Source organism: Lacinutrix gracilariae (assembly GCF_042684485.1).
GTDB lineage: Bacteria > Bacteroidota > Bacteroidia > Flavobacteriales > Flavobacteriaceae > Oceanihabitans > Oceanihabitans gracilariae.
Genome location: NZ_JBHULM010000011.1, coordinates 868105 through 885715, shown reverse-complemented (window position 1 = coordinate 885715; position 17611 = coordinate 868105). Strand labels below are relative to the sequence as shown.

The 17611-nt window shown below is 32.8% G+C and carries 13 protein-coding genes; 10 read left to right on the top strand and 3 right to left on the bottom strand.

The window, feature by feature from the left end:
- Positions 1 to 589: 589 nt before the first annotated feature.
- The 9 genes from trhO to ACFSSB_RS10950 all read left to right on the top strand — a co-directional run bounded on the left by trhO (position 590) and on the right by ACFSSB_RS10950 (position 10120).
- The gene (gene trhO, locus ACFSSB_RS10990; RefSeq protein ID WP_379904138.1) at positions 590 to 1663 is read left to right on the top strand and encodes an oxygen-dependent tRNA uridine(34) hydroxylase TrhO; all 1074 of its coding nucleotides are present in this window, start codon (positions 590 to 592) and stop codon (positions 1661 to 1663) included.
- A gap of 16 nt (positions 1664 to 1679) precedes the next feature.
- Entirely contained in the window at positions 1680 to 2924 is a 1245-nt protein-coding gene (locus ACFSSB_RS10985) for a peptidase U32 family protein (RefSeq protein ID WP_379904136.1), read from the top strand.
- Positions 2924 to 3154 (top strand): ferredoxin, encoded by a 231-nt coding sequence (locus ACFSSB_RS10980; protein ID WP_379904134.1) that lies wholly within the window; start codon positions 2924 to 2926, stop codon positions 3152 to 3154. Before ACFSSB_RS10985 ends, ACFSSB_RS10980 begins: the two co-directional genes overlap by 1 nt.
- Entirely contained in the window at positions 3155 to 4159 is a 1005-nt protein-coding gene (locus ACFSSB_RS10975) for a radical SAM protein (RefSeq protein ID WP_379904132.1), read from the top strand.
- A 141-nt stretch (positions 4160 to 4300) separates the two neighbouring features.
- Positions 4301 to 5557 (top strand): PSP1 domain-containing protein, encoded by a 1257-nt coding sequence (locus ACFSSB_RS10970; protein ID WP_379904130.1) that lies wholly within the window; start codon positions 4301 to 4303, stop codon positions 5555 to 5557.
- Positions 5547 to 6038, top strand: coding sequence for a gliding motility lipoprotein GldH (locus ACFSSB_RS10965; protein ID WP_379904128.1), 492 nt, complete (start codon positions 5547 to 5549; stop codon positions 6036 to 6038). Before ACFSSB_RS10970 ends, ACFSSB_RS10965 begins: the two co-directional genes overlap by 11 nt.
- Before the next feature lie 75 nt (positions 6039 to 6113).
- Positions 6114 to 8480: a penicillin-binding protein 1A gene (locus ACFSSB_RS10960; RefSeq protein ID WP_379904126.1), complete on the top strand. Its 2367-nt coding sequence runs from the start codon at positions 6114 to 6116 to the stop codon at positions 8478 to 8480.
- Positions 8481 to 8665: 185 nt separating this feature from the next.
- Positions 8666 to 9367, top strand: coding sequence for a CoA transferase subunit A (locus tag ACFSSB_RS10955; protein ID WP_379904124.1), 702 nt, complete (start codon positions 8666 to 8668; stop codon positions 9365 to 9367).
- Positions 9368 to 9466: 99 nt separating this feature from the next.
- Positions 9467 to 10120, top strand: a complete 654-nt coding sequence (locus tag ACFSSB_RS10950; protein ID WP_379904122.1) for a CoA transferase subunit B — start codon at positions 9467 to 9469, stop codon at positions 10118 to 10120.
- A 453-nt stretch (positions 10121 to 10573) separates the two neighbouring features.
- On the opposite strand, the gene ACFSSB_RS10945 is transcribed toward ACFSSB_RS10950, so the two are convergent.
- Entirely contained in the window at positions 10574 to 12265 is a 1692-nt protein-coding gene (locus ACFSSB_RS10945; protein WP_379904120.1) for an ABC transporter ATP-binding protein, read from the bottom strand.
- Between the two features lie 176 nt (positions 12266 to 12441).
- On the opposite strand from ACFSSB_RS10945, the gene ACFSSB_RS10940 reads away from it, so the two are divergent.
- Positions 12442 to 15324, top strand: a complete 2883-nt coding sequence (locus ACFSSB_RS10940) for an immunoglobulin-like domain-containing protein (RefSeq protein ID WP_379904118.1) — start codon at positions 12442 to 12444, stop codon at positions 15322 to 15324.
- A gap of 207 nt (positions 15325 to 15531) precedes the next feature.
- Here the strand turns inward: ACFSSB_RS10940 and ACFSSB_RS10935 are convergent, their stop codons facing one another.
- Both ACFSSB_RS10935 and ACFSSB_RS10930 read right to left on the bottom strand, forming a co-directional pair.
- Positions 15532 to 16245: a 3'-5' exonuclease gene (locus tag ACFSSB_RS10935; protein WP_379904116.1), complete on the bottom strand. Its 714-nt coding sequence runs from the start codon at positions 16243 to 16245 to the stop codon at positions 15532 to 15534.
- Between the two features lie 47 nt (positions 16246 to 16292).
- The gene (locus tag ACFSSB_RS10930; protein WP_379904114.1) at positions 16293 to 17444 is read right to left on the bottom strand and encodes a serine hydrolase domain-containing protein; all 1152 of its coding nucleotides are present in this window, start codon (positions 17442 to 17444) and stop codon (positions 16293 to 16295) included.
- Positions 17445 to 17611 lie beyond the last annotated feature (167 nt).

Here is a 17611-nt window from a genome sequence, read left to right as displayed (position 1 = left end):
AGTAAAATAATATTTTCCTTCTAGACGCAACCTTTTTATTCTTTCTGCATCTACTATATAAAGTGGGAAAATTTTTATGCTATGAAAAAGAAAAACAACCTCGCTTTTTAATTAATAGTGCCAAATAAACTCGAGAACAATAGAAGAAAAATGGTATTATATTTTCTTTTAATGAAATAGAAATTGTACGAAACTACATTTTTGTTTTATGTTGGAATAGAAGAAAATAGAAACAAATTACAGCTGCTGTTTTTGTCTTTATGAGGTATATATAGTTTAATCTTTTAAAGCATCAAACTATGAAGTTTTTTAAAAAAAGTATTCATGTATTAGGCCTTTCAGTTGCTATATTTGTAAATAGCAATTGCAAAGCCGATGGAGGTTAACTCGTAACATATTTTAAAATTTTAAATAATTAAAAATATTAATAACGAGTTAGTCTATTAAAAGCACTTTAGAACGTCTAAAGTGCTTTTTTTTTGTTTAGAATATAGCCTAAAGCAGTATCAAACTATGCAAATCTTGTTAAGTCTTTTTAAAACACTACCTTTGCAAAAAATTATTCTTTAACCTTAAAAATTAGTATAGCATGCAACTGTACAACACATTAAGCGCAAAAGAAAGAGCTGCGTTAATCGAAGAAGCAGGAAAAGACCGATTAACACTTTCTTTTTATCAGTACGCAAAAATTGAAAATCCTCAAGAATTTAGAGACCACCTATTTTTAACTTGGAACGCATTAGATGTTCTAGGAAGAATTTACGTAGCTACAGAAGGTATTAACGGTCAATTATCGCTACCAGCAGATCAATTTGAAGCCTTTAAAAATCATTTAGATACTATTGAATTTTTAAAAGGAATTAGACTAAATATTGCTGTAGAGCAAGACAATATGTCTTTTTTAAAACTAAAAGTAAAAGTTAGAAACAAGATTGTTGCTGATGGCTTAAATGATGAAACTTTTGATGTAAGAAATAAAGGAGTACACCTTTCTGCTAAAGAGTTTAATGAAATGCTTGAAAACCCAAACACGGTTTGTGTAGATATGCGTAATCATTATGAAAGTGAAATTGGTCATTTTGACGGAGCAGTAACACCAGATGTAGATACCTTTAGAGAATCTTTAGATATTATTGAAGAAGATTTAAAAGAATATAAAGACGAAAAAAACCTGTTAATGTATTGTACAGGTGGAATACGTTGTGAAAAAGCAAGTGCATACTACAAACACAAAGGTTTTAAAAATGTATACCAATTAGAAGGCGGAATCATTGAATATACACGTCAAATTAATGCGGAAGGTTTAGAAAATAAGTTTATTGGTAAAAACTTTGTTTTTGATGAACGTAGAGCAGAAAAAATTAGTGAAGACGTAATTGCACAATGTCACCAATGCGGAACACCTTTTGACGTGCATACCAATTGTGCAAATGATGCTTGCCACCTTTTATTTATTCAGTGTGATGCTTGTAAAGAAGAAATGAACAACTGTTGTTCTTCAACTTGTCAAGAAATTCACGCGTTGCCTTTTGAAGAACAAAAAGCATTACGTAAAGGACAAGCAAATAGTAATGATATCTTTAAAAAAGGAAGAGCAGATCACTTGCCTTACAAGAAAGATTTAAGAAACATTTTCGAGAATTTTAATACGTCAGAGTCGTAGTTAACGAAGTTTTATTATGCAGAAAATTGAATTAATGGCTCCTGCAGGAAACTTTGAATCCCTTCAGGCAGCTTTAGATAATGGTGCAGATTCTGTTTATTTTGGTGTAGAACAATTAAATATGAGAGCTCGCGCCTCTATTAATTTTACATTAGATGATTTAGCTGAAATTTCTAGACGTTGTTCTCAAAAAAATGTACGTACCTATTTAACACTAAACACCATCGTGTATGACCACGATTTATCTATAGTAAAAACGCTAGTAAAAAAGGCAAAAGAAGCTAATATTACTGCGGTTATAGCTATGGATCAAGCAGTTATTGCAATAGCTAGAGAATATGGTTTAGAAGTACATATATCTACACAAATAAACGTTACAAACATTGAAACTGTAAAGTTTTATAGCATGTTTGCAGACACCATGGTTTTAAGTAGAGAACTAAGTTTGCGACAAGTAAAAAAAATTACAGAGCAAATTGAAAAAGAGCAAATAAAAGGACCTTCAGGAAACCTTGTAGAAATCGAAATATTTGGTCATGGAGCACTTTGTATGGCAGTTTCTGGAAAATGTTATATGAGTTTGCATGCGCATAATTCTTCAGCAAATCGTGGTGCTTGTAAGCAAAATTGTAGAAAAAAGTACACTGTTATTGATCAGGAAACAGGATTTGAAATGGAATTAGATAATGAGTATATCATGTCTCCAAAAGATTTGTGTACTATAGATTTTTTAGATCAAATTGCAGATGCAGGAATTAAAGTATTAAAAATTGAAGGAAGAGGTAGAGCACCAGAATACGTAGCTAAAGTAATAAAATGCTATCGTGATGCTTTAGATAGTCTTTCTCAAGGCAATTACAATAAAGATAATGTAATTACCTGGATGCAAGAACTAGAAAAAGTCTATAATCGTGGTTTTTGGAATGGCTACTATCTGGGACAAAAATTAGGAGAATGGAGCAATGGTTCAGGATCACATGCAACACAAAAAAAGGTGTATTTAGGTAAAGGCATGCATTTTTATCCTAAAGCTAAAATTGGTGAGTTTAAAATGGAAGCCTATGATCTTAATCTAGGAGACACCATTTTAATTACAGGACCAACTACAGGAGCAAAAGAATTACAGGTTAAAGAAATGTTGGTTAATGACCAAGCTTTACAAACAGGTTCAAAAGGAGATTCTGTAACCATACCTTTAGATTTTAGAATTCGTCCTTCAGATAAGTTATATAAAATTGTTGAAAATAAAGTAGAAGCTTAATGGTTATTGTTACCTTACAGCGAAATAAATGCATTGGTTGTAATTACTGTGTTGAAATGGCTCCAGAGCAATTTCAAATGTCTAAAAAAGATGGCAAAACCGTTTTATTAAACGCTAAAGACAAAAAAGGTTTTTATACCATAAAATCTAATGATCATCTTATTTTAGAAGGTTGTGAAAAAGCAGCCAAAGCATGTCCAGTAAATATTATAAGTGTAAAGTTAAATTAAATGAACATTTACAAGTTATTACAACTAAACAGAAAGATTAAAAGTCACAGAATTAAATTTTTAGGACTTTGGCTACTGCATAAATTCAATAAAAGGTATTTAGCAGTAAATCTAGATCCTGTAATGGCTTGTAATTTACGTTGTAAAATGTGTTATTTTACAGATGCAGACTATGTAAAAACCTTAAAAGGACAATTTAAACCAGAAGAGCTAGAGCAAGTAGCAAAAACCATATTTAAACGTGCATTAAAATTGCAAATAGGTTGTGGTACAGAGCCTACTTTGTATAAAAACCTACCAGAAATTGTAAAACTAGGTAAACAATACGGAGTTCCTTATATTTCTGTAACTACCAATGCCAATTTGTTGGATGAAGAAAAAATAGAAGCGCTTTTAAAAGCAGGACTTAATGAGTTTACCATTTCTTTACATGGTGTTACTAAAGAAAGCTATGAAGGTTTTATGAAAAAAGCAAGCTATGAAAAGTTTCATAATGCGTTTAATGCTTTTCAAAAACTAAAAAACAAATATGATTTTAAGGTAAGAATTAACTACACTTTTAACAAAGACAATTTTTACGAACTAACAGAACTTTTTAATCATTTTAGCGGAAAAAGTTTCGATATACTTCAAATACGTCCAATAAGAAAAATAGGAAACACAGAATACAGTGATTTTGATTTAGAAAGTATTCGAGCAGATTACTCTACGCTCATAAAACAAATTAGAGATAATTGTAAAGCCAATAATATTACGCTTTTAGCTTCTAATGAAATTCCTGAAAAAACACAAATTAACAACTCTAGTTTAATTTTTGACTATACGTTTTGTTATGTTTCACCAAATAATTTCTGGAAAGATGGTTTTGATTGGAAAAATGAATCCTTCAATCAATACTCAAAAAGAATCGGTTGGAGCAAGCAATTATATGCCAATATTTTTAAGTCTGAAACCGAATTAAAATCCCTTTCTAATCGATTGAACTATGAAGTAGAGTTTAATTAAAAAACTTTGTTTTTAAGTCTTTAGAATAATATTATCTTTACAATCCAAAGTAAAACTTGGAAATCTTTAAAAAAGAAACTATTTTTTATTAATCTTCTTCTGAAAAAAAGATACTTTTTCAGAATCAATATATACTACTTTATGGCTTGTGGAACTTGTTCAACAGGAAAAGATGGCCAACCAAAAGGCTGCAAAAATAACGGAACATGTGGAACAGACAGTTGTAATAAACTCACTGTTTTTGATTGGCTAGCAAACATGTCATTGCCCAATGGTGAAAAACCATTTGACTGGGTGGAGGTTCGTTTTAAAAACGGAAGAAAAGAATACTATAAAAACACAGAAAACTTAACATTAGCAATAGGTGACATTGTAGCCACACAAGCACAATCAGGTCATGATATTGGTATGGTAACCCTTACAGGAGAGCTTGTAAGAGTACAAATGAAGCGTAAAAAAGTTTCAGAAAAACCAGAAAATGTTTTAAAACTATACAGAAAAGCATCACAAAAAGATATTGATATTTGGTCAGAAGCTCGTGATAGAGAAGAAGCCATGAAAGTAAAAGCGCGTCAATTTGCAATAGACTTAAAATTGCAAATGAAAATTTCTGATATCGAGTTTCAAGGAGATGCAAGTAAAGCCACTTTTTACTACACTGCAGAAGAACGCGTAGATTTTAGAGAACTTATTAAGCTTTTTGCTAGAGAGTTTAGAACTAGAATTGAAATGAAACAAGTTGGTTTTAGACAAGAAGCAGCCAGACTTGGTGGTATTGGTTCTTGTGGTCGTGAGTTGTGTTGCTCTACTTGGTTAACAGATTTCAGATCAGTAAGTACTTCTGCAGCTCGTTACCAACAATTATCTTTAAATCCGCAAAAACTAGCAGGACAATGTGGTAAACTAAAATGCTGTTTAAACTATGAGTTAGATAGTTACTTAGATGCTTTAAAAACAATACCAAAACCAGAAATTAAGCTATACACACAAAAAGGAACTGCTGTTTGTCAAAAAACAGATATTTTTAAAGGACACCTTTGGTATGCTTATGAAGGAGAATGGATGAATTGGCACAAGATTACCAAAGATCAAGCCAATGAAATTATTGCCATAAATAAAAAAAGAGAAAAAATTGTAAGTCTTGAAGAATACGCCTTAGAGCTTGTAGAAGATACTAAAACAGAGTTTGAGAACGTTGTAGGTCAAGATAGTTTAACACGTTTCGATAGTCCAAAAGGCAATAAAAAACGTAAAAACAATAGAAACAGTAGAAATAGAAACAAGAAAAAAAATAATAACACCAATAAACCTAAGCCAACCAATAGCGCTAATAACAAGAAAAATAGTAACAACAAGCGAAGAAGAAAACCTCAAAATAAAAAGAACAATGAGAAGTAGTGTTATTCTAATGCTTTTCTTTCTTTCTGCGTTGGTTGTGTCTTGTGATGCTAATGGTGTTTTTGATGAGTACCAAAGTGTATCCAATCCGTGGAATAAAGAAGATATAGCACAGTTTAAAGTGCAAGCTCCAGATACAATAAGTGCTTATAATTTGTTTGTAAACTTGCGCAACAATCAAGAATATAAATACAATAATTTGTTTTTAATTGTAGAAATGAATTTTCCACACGGAAAAACAGTTAAAGATACTTTAGAGTACAAAATGGCTAAACCTAATGGAGAATTTCTAGGAACAGGTTTTTCAAGTATAAAAGAAAATAAACTTTGGTATAAAGAAGGTTTTGTGTTTTCAGAAACTGGAGAATACCAAGTAAATATTCAGCACGCCATGCGTGAAAACGGAAAAGTTAAAGGTATTGTTAACTTAGAAGGTGTCACAGATGTTGGATTTAGAGTAGAAAAAACAAGTAAAAATTAAGGTCACTTCGAGAGATTTTATACCACGCAGAAATGCCTAAAGTGTAGTAAAATGATATCGAGAAGTAAATATAATATGGCAAAAAAACAAGCGAAAAAGCAAACTAAAAAACAAGCAGAAACACAAGACTTTACAAAATACATTCGTTTATTTTGGAAACTGTTTTTAGGAGGTGTTTTAGCAATTATCTTATTGTTTGTATTAACCTCTATGTTTGGTGATTTACCAGATCATACCATTTTAGAAAACCCAAAAACCAATTTAGCAACAGAAATTATTTCTTCTGATGGTAAAACCTTAGGAAAGTTTTATTTTAACGATAACAGAACACCTGTAAGTTATGATGAGCTACCACAACATTTGGTAGATGCTTTAATTGCTACAGAAGATGCTCGTTTTCATGAACATTCTGGTATTGATGCTAGAGGAACTTTAAGAGCTATTGTAAAACTAGGAAAAGGCGGAGGAGCAAGTACTATTTCGCAACAACTAGCAAAACAATTGTTTCATGGTGAAGGGTCAAAAAATACCATAGAGCGAATACTACAAAAAGCAAAAGAATGGATTATTGCCATTCGTTTAGAACGCCAATATACCAAAGAAGAAATTATAGCGCAATACTTTAATATCTATGATTTTGGTAATAATGCAGATGGTATACGTTCTGCTTCCAGAATTTATTTTGGTAAAGAACCTATGGAGTTAGATATTAAAGAATCTGCTATGTTGGTAGGTATGTTTAAAAACTCTTCTTTATATAACCCAAGACCAGAACGCAATCCTGTAGGTGTTAAAAACAGACGTAATGTGGTTTTAGCACAAATGGAAAAGTATGATTATATAAGTGAAAAAGTTAAGGATTCACTACAAAAACTAGATTTAGGTTTACGCTATTCTCCAGAGTCACATCGTGAAGGTACAGCTACTTATTTTAGAGAATATCTTCGTGCTTTTATGAAAGATTGGACCAATGATGAGAATAATAGAAAGCCAGATGGTACTAAATACAATATCAATAGCGACGGATTAAAAGTGTTTACTACCATAGATTCACGTATGCAACTATACGCAGAAGAAGCTGTGGCAAGACACATGCCAAGGTTGCAAGCCGAATTTTTTCATCAAAATACACCAAAAAGAAATCCTACAGCACCTTTTTTAGATTTAGATAAAGCCGAAATAGAATCTCTAATGAAACGTTCTATGAAACAAAGTGAGCGTTGGAGACATATGAAGTATGATTTAAAAAAGAAAGATAAAGAAATCATTGCTTCTTTTGATGTGCCTAAAAAAATGACCATTTTCTCTTGGAAAGAAGGAAAAGTACATGAAATAGATACTATTATGAAGCCAATGGATTCTATGCGTTATTATAAGCATTTCTTACATCCAGGAATGATGAGTATGGATCCGCAAACAGGACATGTAAAAGCTTGGGTTGGTGGTATGAATTATAAGCATTTTCAATATGATCATGTAAAACAAGGAAAACGTCAAGTAGGTTCTACGTTTAAGCCTTTTGTGTATGCCACAGCAATAGATCAATTACACCTTTCTCCTTGTGATGAGTTGCCAAATACACAAATTACTATTGAAGCTAATAAATATGGTAATCCAGAACCTTGGACACCTAAAAATTCCGACAATAAATATGGTGGTACAAGAACCTTAAAAAATGCATTAGCAAACTCTATAAATACAATAACGGCTAGATTAATGGATAAAGTTGGTCCGCAACCAGTTGTAGATTTGGTGAAGAAATTAGGAGTAGAGTCAGAGGTGCTTCCTGTGCCTTCCATAGCATTAGGTACACCAGATTTAAGTGTGTATGAAATGGTTGGTGCTTATGCTACTTTTGCAAATAAAGGAGTGTATACCAAACCTGTAATGGTAACACATATTGAAGATAAAAACGGAACTATTTTATATCAATTTACACCAGAATCTAGAGACGTATTAAGTGAAGAGGCTGCATATGTAACAGTAAATCTAATGCAAGGTGTAACACAATCAGGATCTGGTGCTAGATTAAGAACAAAAGGAGCAGATTCTTACAGAGCAGATTATAGAGAGATAATAACAGGATATCCATACCAATTTACAAATCCAATTGCAGGAAAAACAGGAACCACACAAAACCAAAGTGATGGTTGGTTTATGGGAATGGTGCCAAACCTAGTTACTGGAGTTTGGGTTGGTGCAGAAGATAGAGCAACCCATTTTGCATCTATAACCTATGGTCAAGGTGCAGCAATGGCATTACCAATTTGGGGAATGTATATGAAAAGCTGTTATGAAGACGAAACTCTTAATATATCTCAAGCAGACTTTGAAAAACCAGAAGACTTAACCATTGAAGTAGATTGTAGTAAATACAATCCAAACCAAGATGCTGGATCAGATACTCCAGAGGAAGATATTCCAGAAGAATTAGATTTCTAAAAGGAAGTATTATTGTGTTCTAGCTATTTCTTTAGGTAAAAAGCAGGTTTTTTTTATGCAATGAAAAACCATATTGTTAGAAGATAAATAAGAAAATGTACCAATAGTCACACATAAATTAAAAGCCATTCTTTTTAGAATGGCTTTTTTATTTTGTATTTTTCAAACACGAAAAACAATTCAAAATGATTAGTAAAAAAGTAAACTCTGTAGAAGAAGCATTACAAGGAGTTCAAGACAATATGACTTTTATGTTTGGAGGTTTTGGGCTTTCTGGTATTGCCGAAAATTCGATAGCAGAATTAGTAAAAAAGAATATAAAAGGATTAACCTGTATTTCTAATAACGCAGGAGTTGATGACTTTGGTTTAGGTTTGTTACTGCATCAAAAGCAAATCAAAAAAATGATTTCTTCTTACGTAGGTGAAAACGCAGAATTTGAACGTCAAATGCTTTCTGGCGAATTAGATGTAGAGTTAATTCCGCAAGGTACTTTAGCAGAACGTTGTAGAGCAGCACAAGCTGGTTTTCCTGCTATTTATACTCCAGCAGGATATGGTACAGAAGTAGCAGAAGGAAAAGAAACCCGAGAGTTTGATGGTAAAATGTATGTGTTAGAGCACGCTTTTAAAGCAGATTTTGCTTTTGTAAAAGCATGGAAAGGAGATGCTGCAGGAAACTTAATTTTTAAAGGAACTGCAAGAAACTTTAATCCTAACATGTGTGGCGCAGCAAAAATAACAGTTGTTGAGGTTGAAGAATTGGTTCCTGTAGGAGCATTAGATCCTAATCAAATTCATATTCCTGGAATATTTGTGCAGCGTATTTTTCAAGGTGCTACCTATGAAAAACGAATTGAGCAACGTACTGTAAGACAAAGAAGTTAATACGTTGTCATTCCTGCAAAGACAGGAATCTACTATTCATATTTAAGTATCATATTTAAAGCATCCTGCTTTGGCAGGAATGACAAAAACTAAAAGAAAATGTTAGATAAAACAGGAATTGCAAAACGAATAGCTAAAGAGGTACAAGATGGTTACTATGTAAATCTTGGTATTGGTATACCAACCTTGGTAGCAAACTATGTTAGAGAAGATATAGAAGTAGAATTTCAAAGTGAAAATGGCGTTTTAGGAATGGGACCATTTCCTTTTGAAGGAGAAGAAGATGCAGATGTTATAAACGCAGGAAAACAAACCATAACTACGCTTCCTGGAGCTAGTTTTTTTGACTCTGCTATGAGTTTTTCTATGATTAGAGGAAAACATGTAGATCTTACCATTCTTGGTGCTATGGAAGTTGCTGAAAATGGAGATATTGCCAACTGGAAAATTCCAGGTAAAATGGTTAAAGGTATGGGAGGAGCAATGGATTTAGTTGCTAGTGCCGAAAATATTATTGTTGCTATGATGCATACCAATAGAGCAGGAGAATCTAAACTACTTAAAAAATGTAGTTTACCATTAACAGGTGTTGGTTGTGTTAAAAAGATTGTGACCAATCTTGCTGTTCTAGAAGTTACTAAAGATGGTTTTAAGTTATTAGAGCGTGCTCCTGGTGTTACAGTTGAAGAAATTAAAAAAGCTACAGAAGGTAATTTAATTATAGAAGGCGAAGTGCCTGAAATGAGCTTGTAATAAATAAGCTTTTAGAGTAGATTGCTAATAACGAATTCTGTTTTTTCTATTTAAAGTAATAGAATAGGTTACCTTAAAAAGGTTCTTTAAAAATTTATAAAGTGTTATCAATCAGTTCTTATAAAAATCTATTTAAGCTGTTATTGATTTGTTGTTTTACATATACTCTAAAGGTGCTAAAAAGAAGGGGAAATGTCTTAAAAAACTGTTAAAATGTTAAAATCTAGTGCATTTCATCGATTAATTATGCTTTTAAGCAGATTATTCTAAAATATAGTTCATATTAGCAGTCCCCAAATGTACCAAATACAATAAATCCAAGTCTACCATAGACCTAACCTTAAATTATAAATGATGAATACAGATTTATTTTTTTTAAAATTTTTTAAAACGGTAAAGAACACATTCAAATTTATAGGAAGCTTATTGTATTTAACAAAAAAGGTGTTCATGCTATAATCCTTTGGGTATAGCATGAATTAGCTTTTTTGTATATTCTTTTTTAGGATGCTTATAAATTTCATCAGCATCGTCTATTTCTTCAATTTTTCCAGCATTCATAACTAGTAATTGGTCTGCCATATATTTTACAACTGCCAAATCATGTGATATAAATATATAGGTAAACCCAAAATCGGCTTTTAGTTCGTTAAGCAGATTTAATACTTGTGCTTGTACAGAAATATCTAAGGCAGAAACAGACTCATCACAAATAATAAGTTTGGGTTGTAGTGCAATAGTTCTAGCAATACCAATACGTTGCCTTTGTCCTCCAGAAAACGCATGAGGATATCTATTAAAAGTATCGGCTTCTAAGCCAACTCTATTTAAAATTTCTATCACTTTTTCTTTCCTTTCGATATCAGAACTATAAAGTTGGTGTACTTTCATAGGTTCTAAAATGGCATTACCAACTGTTAGCCTAGGGTTTAGAGAAGCATAAGGATCTTGAAAAATAATTTGAATATCTTTTCTAAGCGTTCGCATTGCTTGTTTAGATATTTTGGTAATATCTTCTCCTTTATAAATAATACTTCCAGCAGTAGCTTTGTCTAATTGTAAAATGGCTTTACCAAGGGTAGATTTTCCACAACCCGATTCACCAACAAGTCCTAAGGTTTCACCTTCGTATAGTTTAAAACTTATATTGTTTACAGCTTTAAATCCTTCGGTTTTATTAAATAATCCAGAAGTGTTAAAGTATTCTTTTTCTAAATTAATAACTTCTAGTAAAGGCGGTTTGTTATAAATTAGTTCCTGTTGTTTTTTTCTATCTTCTTTGGTAATTATTGTTGTAGAAATACTTCCTTTTAAATAATCTTGTATAGTTGGTAGCGTTTTAAGTCTAACGTCTAATGAAGGTCTAGAATTAATAAGAGCTTTGGTGTAATTGTTTTCAGGGTTTTTAAATATTTGTTGTATGTTTCCTTGTTCTACAATATTTCCTTGATACATTACTAATACACGATGTGCAATTTCTGAAATTAAAGATAAATCATGTGTAATAAAAAGGATGCTCATTTTAGTTTTTGCTTGCAACTCTTTTAAAAGTAGAATAATATCTTTTTGTACAGTAACATCTAAAGCAGTTGTGGGCTCATCTGCAATAAGTATTTCTGGCTCGCAAGCAATTGCCATGGCAATCATGACACGTTGCATTTGTCCTCCAGAAATTTCATGAGGATATTTATTAAACGTTGTTTCTGGTATTGGTAGTTTTACTTGTTCAAACAATGAAATAACCTGCGCTTTTGCTTCGGTTTTACTTAGGCTTGTGTGTTGTAAAACAATTTCTAAAACTTGTTTTCCGCAAGTCATAGAAGGATTTAAAGAACTCATAGGTTCTTGAAAAATGATAGAAATTTTCTTTCCTCTTATTTTCTGAAAAGCTTTAGCGTTTAGTGTGGTTAAATCTTGCGCTTTGTAGAGAATGCTTCCGTTTGTGATTTTTGATATTTTTTTTGGTAACAAACCTAGAATAGCCAAAGAAGAAACAGACTTTCCTGAACCAGATTCACCAACAATTCCTAGTATTTCGTTTTCATATAAATCATAAGAAATGTTGTGAATAATTTCTTTTTCTTTCTGTTTATTAAAGAAGGAAATAGAGAGGTTTTTAACAGCAAGTATTTTGTTTTTTAACATAGTTAAAAGTAAAGATTTATACACAAATATTTACGGGAAATCCGTAAAAAATACCCGAATAATTTTAAATGAAATGTATTTCATCGAATAGTTGTTCGGATATTATTATTTTGTTAAAAAAATACTAAATTCATTGCGTTTTGAATAAAATATTAACTAAAACTTAAATTATTCTCATGAAAAAAACAATTACGTTAACAGTTATTTGTTTTCTAATGGTTGGTTCTCTTTTTGCACAATATCAAAGATGTGGTGCTATGGAAAATCTAGATTATAGAAAACAATTAGATCCACAATTGGAGCAGAGAATGGCTGAAATTGAAAGTTTCACGCAAGCAAGAACTCAGGAAATTTTAAACAATGCCAATTCCAGTAGGATAGATGGTGACATTATTACTATTCCTGTTGTTGTACATGTACTTTATAGAAATAGTACAGAAAATATTAGCGAAGCACAAATACAATCGCAACTAGATGTTTTAAATGAAGATTTTAGACGTACCAATGCAGATGCAGATAATACGTGGTCACAAGCAGCAGATACGCAAATAGAATTCTGCTTGGCTTCTGTAGATCCAAACGGAAATACTACAACAGGTATTACTAGAAAATTAACAACGCGTGAAGATTGGGGCGCTAATGACGAAGCCAAAAGCGCTTCTTCAGGAGGAATTGATCCATGGAATACTTCAGAGTATTTAAATATGTGGATTGTTCCAAAAATGACTACAACTTCAGGAGGACAAACAATTAACCTTTTAGGTTATGCTCAATTTCCTGGTGGTAATGCTGCAACAGATGGTTTGGTAATGATTTACAATGCTTTTGGTAGAACAGGAGCTGTAACCTCTCCTTATGATGGAGGAAGAACAACTACACATGAAATTGGACACTATTTTAATTTACGCCACATTTGGGGAGATTCTAATTGCGGAACCGATTATGTAAGTGATACTCCTACACACCAAACGTCTAACTATGGTTGTCCTACAGGGCAAGTTTCCTGTTCTTCTACAGATATGGTTCAAAACTATATGGATTATACCAATGATTCTTGTATGAACTTATTTACAGAAGGGCAAAAAATAAGAATGCGTACCGTTTTAGAAGCTGGAGGAGCAAGACGTGCTTTAGCTTTATCTGATAAATGTAGTGGAGGAGGAACAACACCTACATGTTCAGATGGTATACAAAATGGCGATGAAACAGGAGTAGATTGTGGAGGTACTAGTTGTACACCATGCCAATCAGGTCCTCAATATTGCGATTCTGCAAGTACAAATGTTAATGATGAGTATATAAGTCGTGTACAATTAGGAAGTATTAATAATGCGTCTGGTGCACAGTTTTACTCTAACTTTACAAGTATTTCTACAGACTTAACAAAAGGAAGTGCTACTACTATAACTGTAACTCCAACATGGACAGGATCTGTTTACAGTGAAGGATATGCCGCTTGGATAGATTATAATCAAGATGGCGATTTTACAGATGCTGGTGAACAAGTTTGGAGTCAATCTGCTACACAAACCACTCCAGTAAGTGGTAGTTTTACTGTTTCTTCTTCTGCAACAAATGGTGAAACCAGAATACGTGTTGCTATGAAGTATAACGCAGTGCCAACATCTTGTGAAACATTTAATTATGGTGAAGTAGAAGATTATACCGTAAATATTGTTTCTGGGCAAGCAGATACGGTTGCGCCAGTAATTACATTAAATGGTGCTGCTACAGTTAACTTAACAGTAGGTGATAGTTACTCAGATGCAGGAGCTACAGCAACAGATAATGTAGATGGCGACTTAACTTCTAGTATTAGTGTTACTGGTTCTGTAAATACAAATGTAGCAGGAACATATACTTTAAATTATAATGTAAGTGATGCTGCAGGAAATGCTGCAACACAAGTTTCAAGAACTGTTATTGTTACTGAAGCTTCTAGCGGAAACGAATGTTCAGGCTCAATTACAGCTTTTCCTTATAGTGAAGGGTTTGAATCTAGTTTAGGTGCTTGGTCACAAGATAGTTCAGATGATTTTGATTGGACAAGAACTTCTGGTTCTACACCTTCAAGTAATACAGGTCCATCTAGCGCATCTGCAGGTTCACAGTATATATTTATGGAGTCGTCTTCACCAAACTATTCTGCTAAAAGTGCCATTTTAAATTCTCCTTGTTTTGATTTAAGTGGAGAGAGTCAAGCAACATTTGAATTTGCATACCATATGTATGGAGCTTCTGCAATGGGTAGTTTAGCTTTAGAGGCAAGTAGTAATAATGGAAGTTCATGGACTAGCATTTGGAGTGCATCTGGAAACCAAGGAAATTCATGGAAAACAGCATCTGTAGATCTATCTGCTTATGCAGGAACAACGGTTCAATTACGCTTTAATGGTGTTACAGGTACCACATGGCAAGGAGATATGGCTGTTGATGCCGTAAGCTTGTCAACATCTGGAGGATCTTCTGGAGGTGATACTAATGTTACTTTATCTATAACTTTTGATAATTATCCAGAAGAAACCTCTTGGACAATTGCAGATGGTTCAAGTAGTGTTGTAGCATCAGGAGGAACATATGCTAGTCAAGCAGATGGGTCTACCTTAAATGTTAATGTTAGCTTACCAGCAGGATGCTATACTTTTACCATAAATGATGCGTATGGAGATGGTATTTGCTGCTCTTATGGTAATGGCTCTTATTCTTTAACAGATGGAGGAACTGTATTAGCAAGTGGAGGTTCGTTTGCAAGTTCTGAAGCAACAACATTTTGTGTTGGCGGAGCAACAAACGCTACATCTAATTACTTTGCTACAACTCCAGTACAAAGTGTAGATAGCCAGTTTACGCTATATCCTAATCCAGTAAAACAAACACTTAATGTAAGTTTAATAGGATTAGAAGCACAAAGTTTTGAAATTAAAAACTTGTTAGGTCAAACTGTGCTTAAAGGTAGATATACCAATGCTATTAATGTGGCTACATTGCAACAAGGCATGTATATTTTACAATTACATATAGGAGAGAAAACAAAAGTTAAAAAGTTTATAAAACAATAATGAATAAGCACCAATAATTAATTTAATTAAAAATCCAGAGTGAAAGCTCTGGATTTTTTTATTTCTTTTTACAAGAAGATATTTCAAATAGTTAAAAAGGGTTTTGTTTTTTTGTGCAAATTTTTACCAGAAAAAGGTAAAAACCAGGCTTTCGGCAGTCGCTCTCTTCGAGGAGCTTCAACAAAGCCTCAATCCTTTTCGCGAATACTACACATGCATAATTTCATTATCATGAAGTAGTGCATCACCACGAAGCCTTAAAAATATTTGTGCTACAGCAATAGTGTCTTTTTCGCAGTAAGTAACAATTCTGTCTATTTCATTTTCTTGGTAGTACACTTTGTAAACCTCACTACCATCAATATCATCTTTTGGTGATGGTATACCTAAAACATTGGTTAGTAGTTTTAAAGAGGTGTAGTTTTTATAGTCACCAAATTTCCAAAGTTCTAAGGTATCTAGATGAGGTACTTCCCAAGGTTTTTTGCCAAATAAATTTAGTTTGTATGGTAATTTTATATTGTGAATTATCATACGTCTTGCTATATACGGAAAGTCAAATTCCTTACCATTATGCGCACAAAGTAAATGTTTAGTTTGACTAAAATGAGAAAGCAATAGATTTTTAAAGTCTTTTAAAATTTTAGGTTCTTCGCCAAAAAACGAAGTAACCCTAAAAGTTCTTATATCATTTTGAATGGCAAAATAACCAACCGAAATACATACTATTTTACCAAACTCAGCCCAAATTCCTGCTCTATCATAAAATGCTTCAGCAGTAAACTCCTCTTTTCTTTGGTAACGTGATTTGGTTTCCCAGAGTTCTTGTTTAGTAGTGTCTAAATCAGAAAAATATTGTGTTTCTGGAACGGTTTCAATATCTAAAAATAAGATGTCTTCTAGGTTTAGTTTGCTAATCATGTTTCCTATTGCTTTGGGCTAGACTTATTAAAAGCGCTAGCGTTTATTTATTTGTTCATCATTTTGTAAGCTTCATCTATGTATAAAGAGATATCTTTGGTATATGCACCAATACCAGCATCTGGAGATTTTTGGTGTCCTAAGCGTACAATAATTACATTGTCTTCTGGCTGTACAATAACGTATTGTCCAAGGTGACCTCGCATCATGAAAAAGTCTTTATTGTTTTGTGTTTTTAACCACCAACCATAGCCATATTCTGGACTATTAGGAAAACGAGGTTTTAAAGATTTAGCTACAAAGGTAGAATCTAGAATTTGTTTGCCATTCCATTTTCCATGGTCTTTATATAGTTTACCAAAACGTGCAAAATCTTTTGCGTTACTAGTAATGCAGCAATATGCTTTTACTAAATCATGTTCTTCACTGTCAACTTGCCAAAGGGTTGGGTTTTCACTACCTAATGGTTTCCAGAAGCTTTCGGTTAGGTAGTTGTATAGTTTTTTTCCTGTTGCTTTTTCTATTACCATTGCTAGCATTTGTGTGTCTCCACTTGCGTATTTAAATGCTTTTCCTGGTTCTGTAACAACTTTTAAACCATTCATAACTTTTTCTAAATCATCATCAAAATATGCTCTAGTGGTTATAGATAATGGTGAGTAATAGGCTTCATCCCAATTGGTACCAGAAGACATGCTACTTAAGTCACCAACAGTCATTTTAGCTGCTTCGCCATCACAGAAAGCAGGTAGGAAGTCGCAAACAGGTTGGTCTAAACTTTTAATGTAACCATCTTTAATAGCTTTACCCATTAAACCAGAAACATAGCTTTTTGCCATAGAAAAAGAGTTAGATTTAGAGTCTTTGTTGTAGCCATCATAATAGTTTTCAAACCAAACGCTATCGTTTTTAATGATTACGTAAGCTACGGTTCCCCAATCTTTATTTGCTTTTTGTAGGGTTTCGGTTTCTATTACTGTATTGTAGTTTTTATGTGTTGGCCATGGTTGTGGTGTGCCGTTTTCTACAACTTGGTAATCGAATTTTTTATAGTCGTCTAAAAATGCAGTGGTATATCCTTGCATATAAATAGTACGCACTGCTTTAATAAGGTAATCTGTATCTGTAATGTATAGGATTGCAATTAGTAAACCGAAAAGCACAGCTAGTACTTTTAGAAGCTTTTTTGTTAATTTCATTTTTTTGTTAGTTTAGGGTATTAAATATAGGGAATCTTTAAAAAGTATGCCCTTTTTTTTGAAAAATCTTACTTTTAGTTTGGCTGTGCGTTAGCGATTGTAGTGGTTAGCTTTTGGCGAGCGTGCTCTTTGAGCCAAAACTAGTAACGTAAAGCGCGACCCTTGTG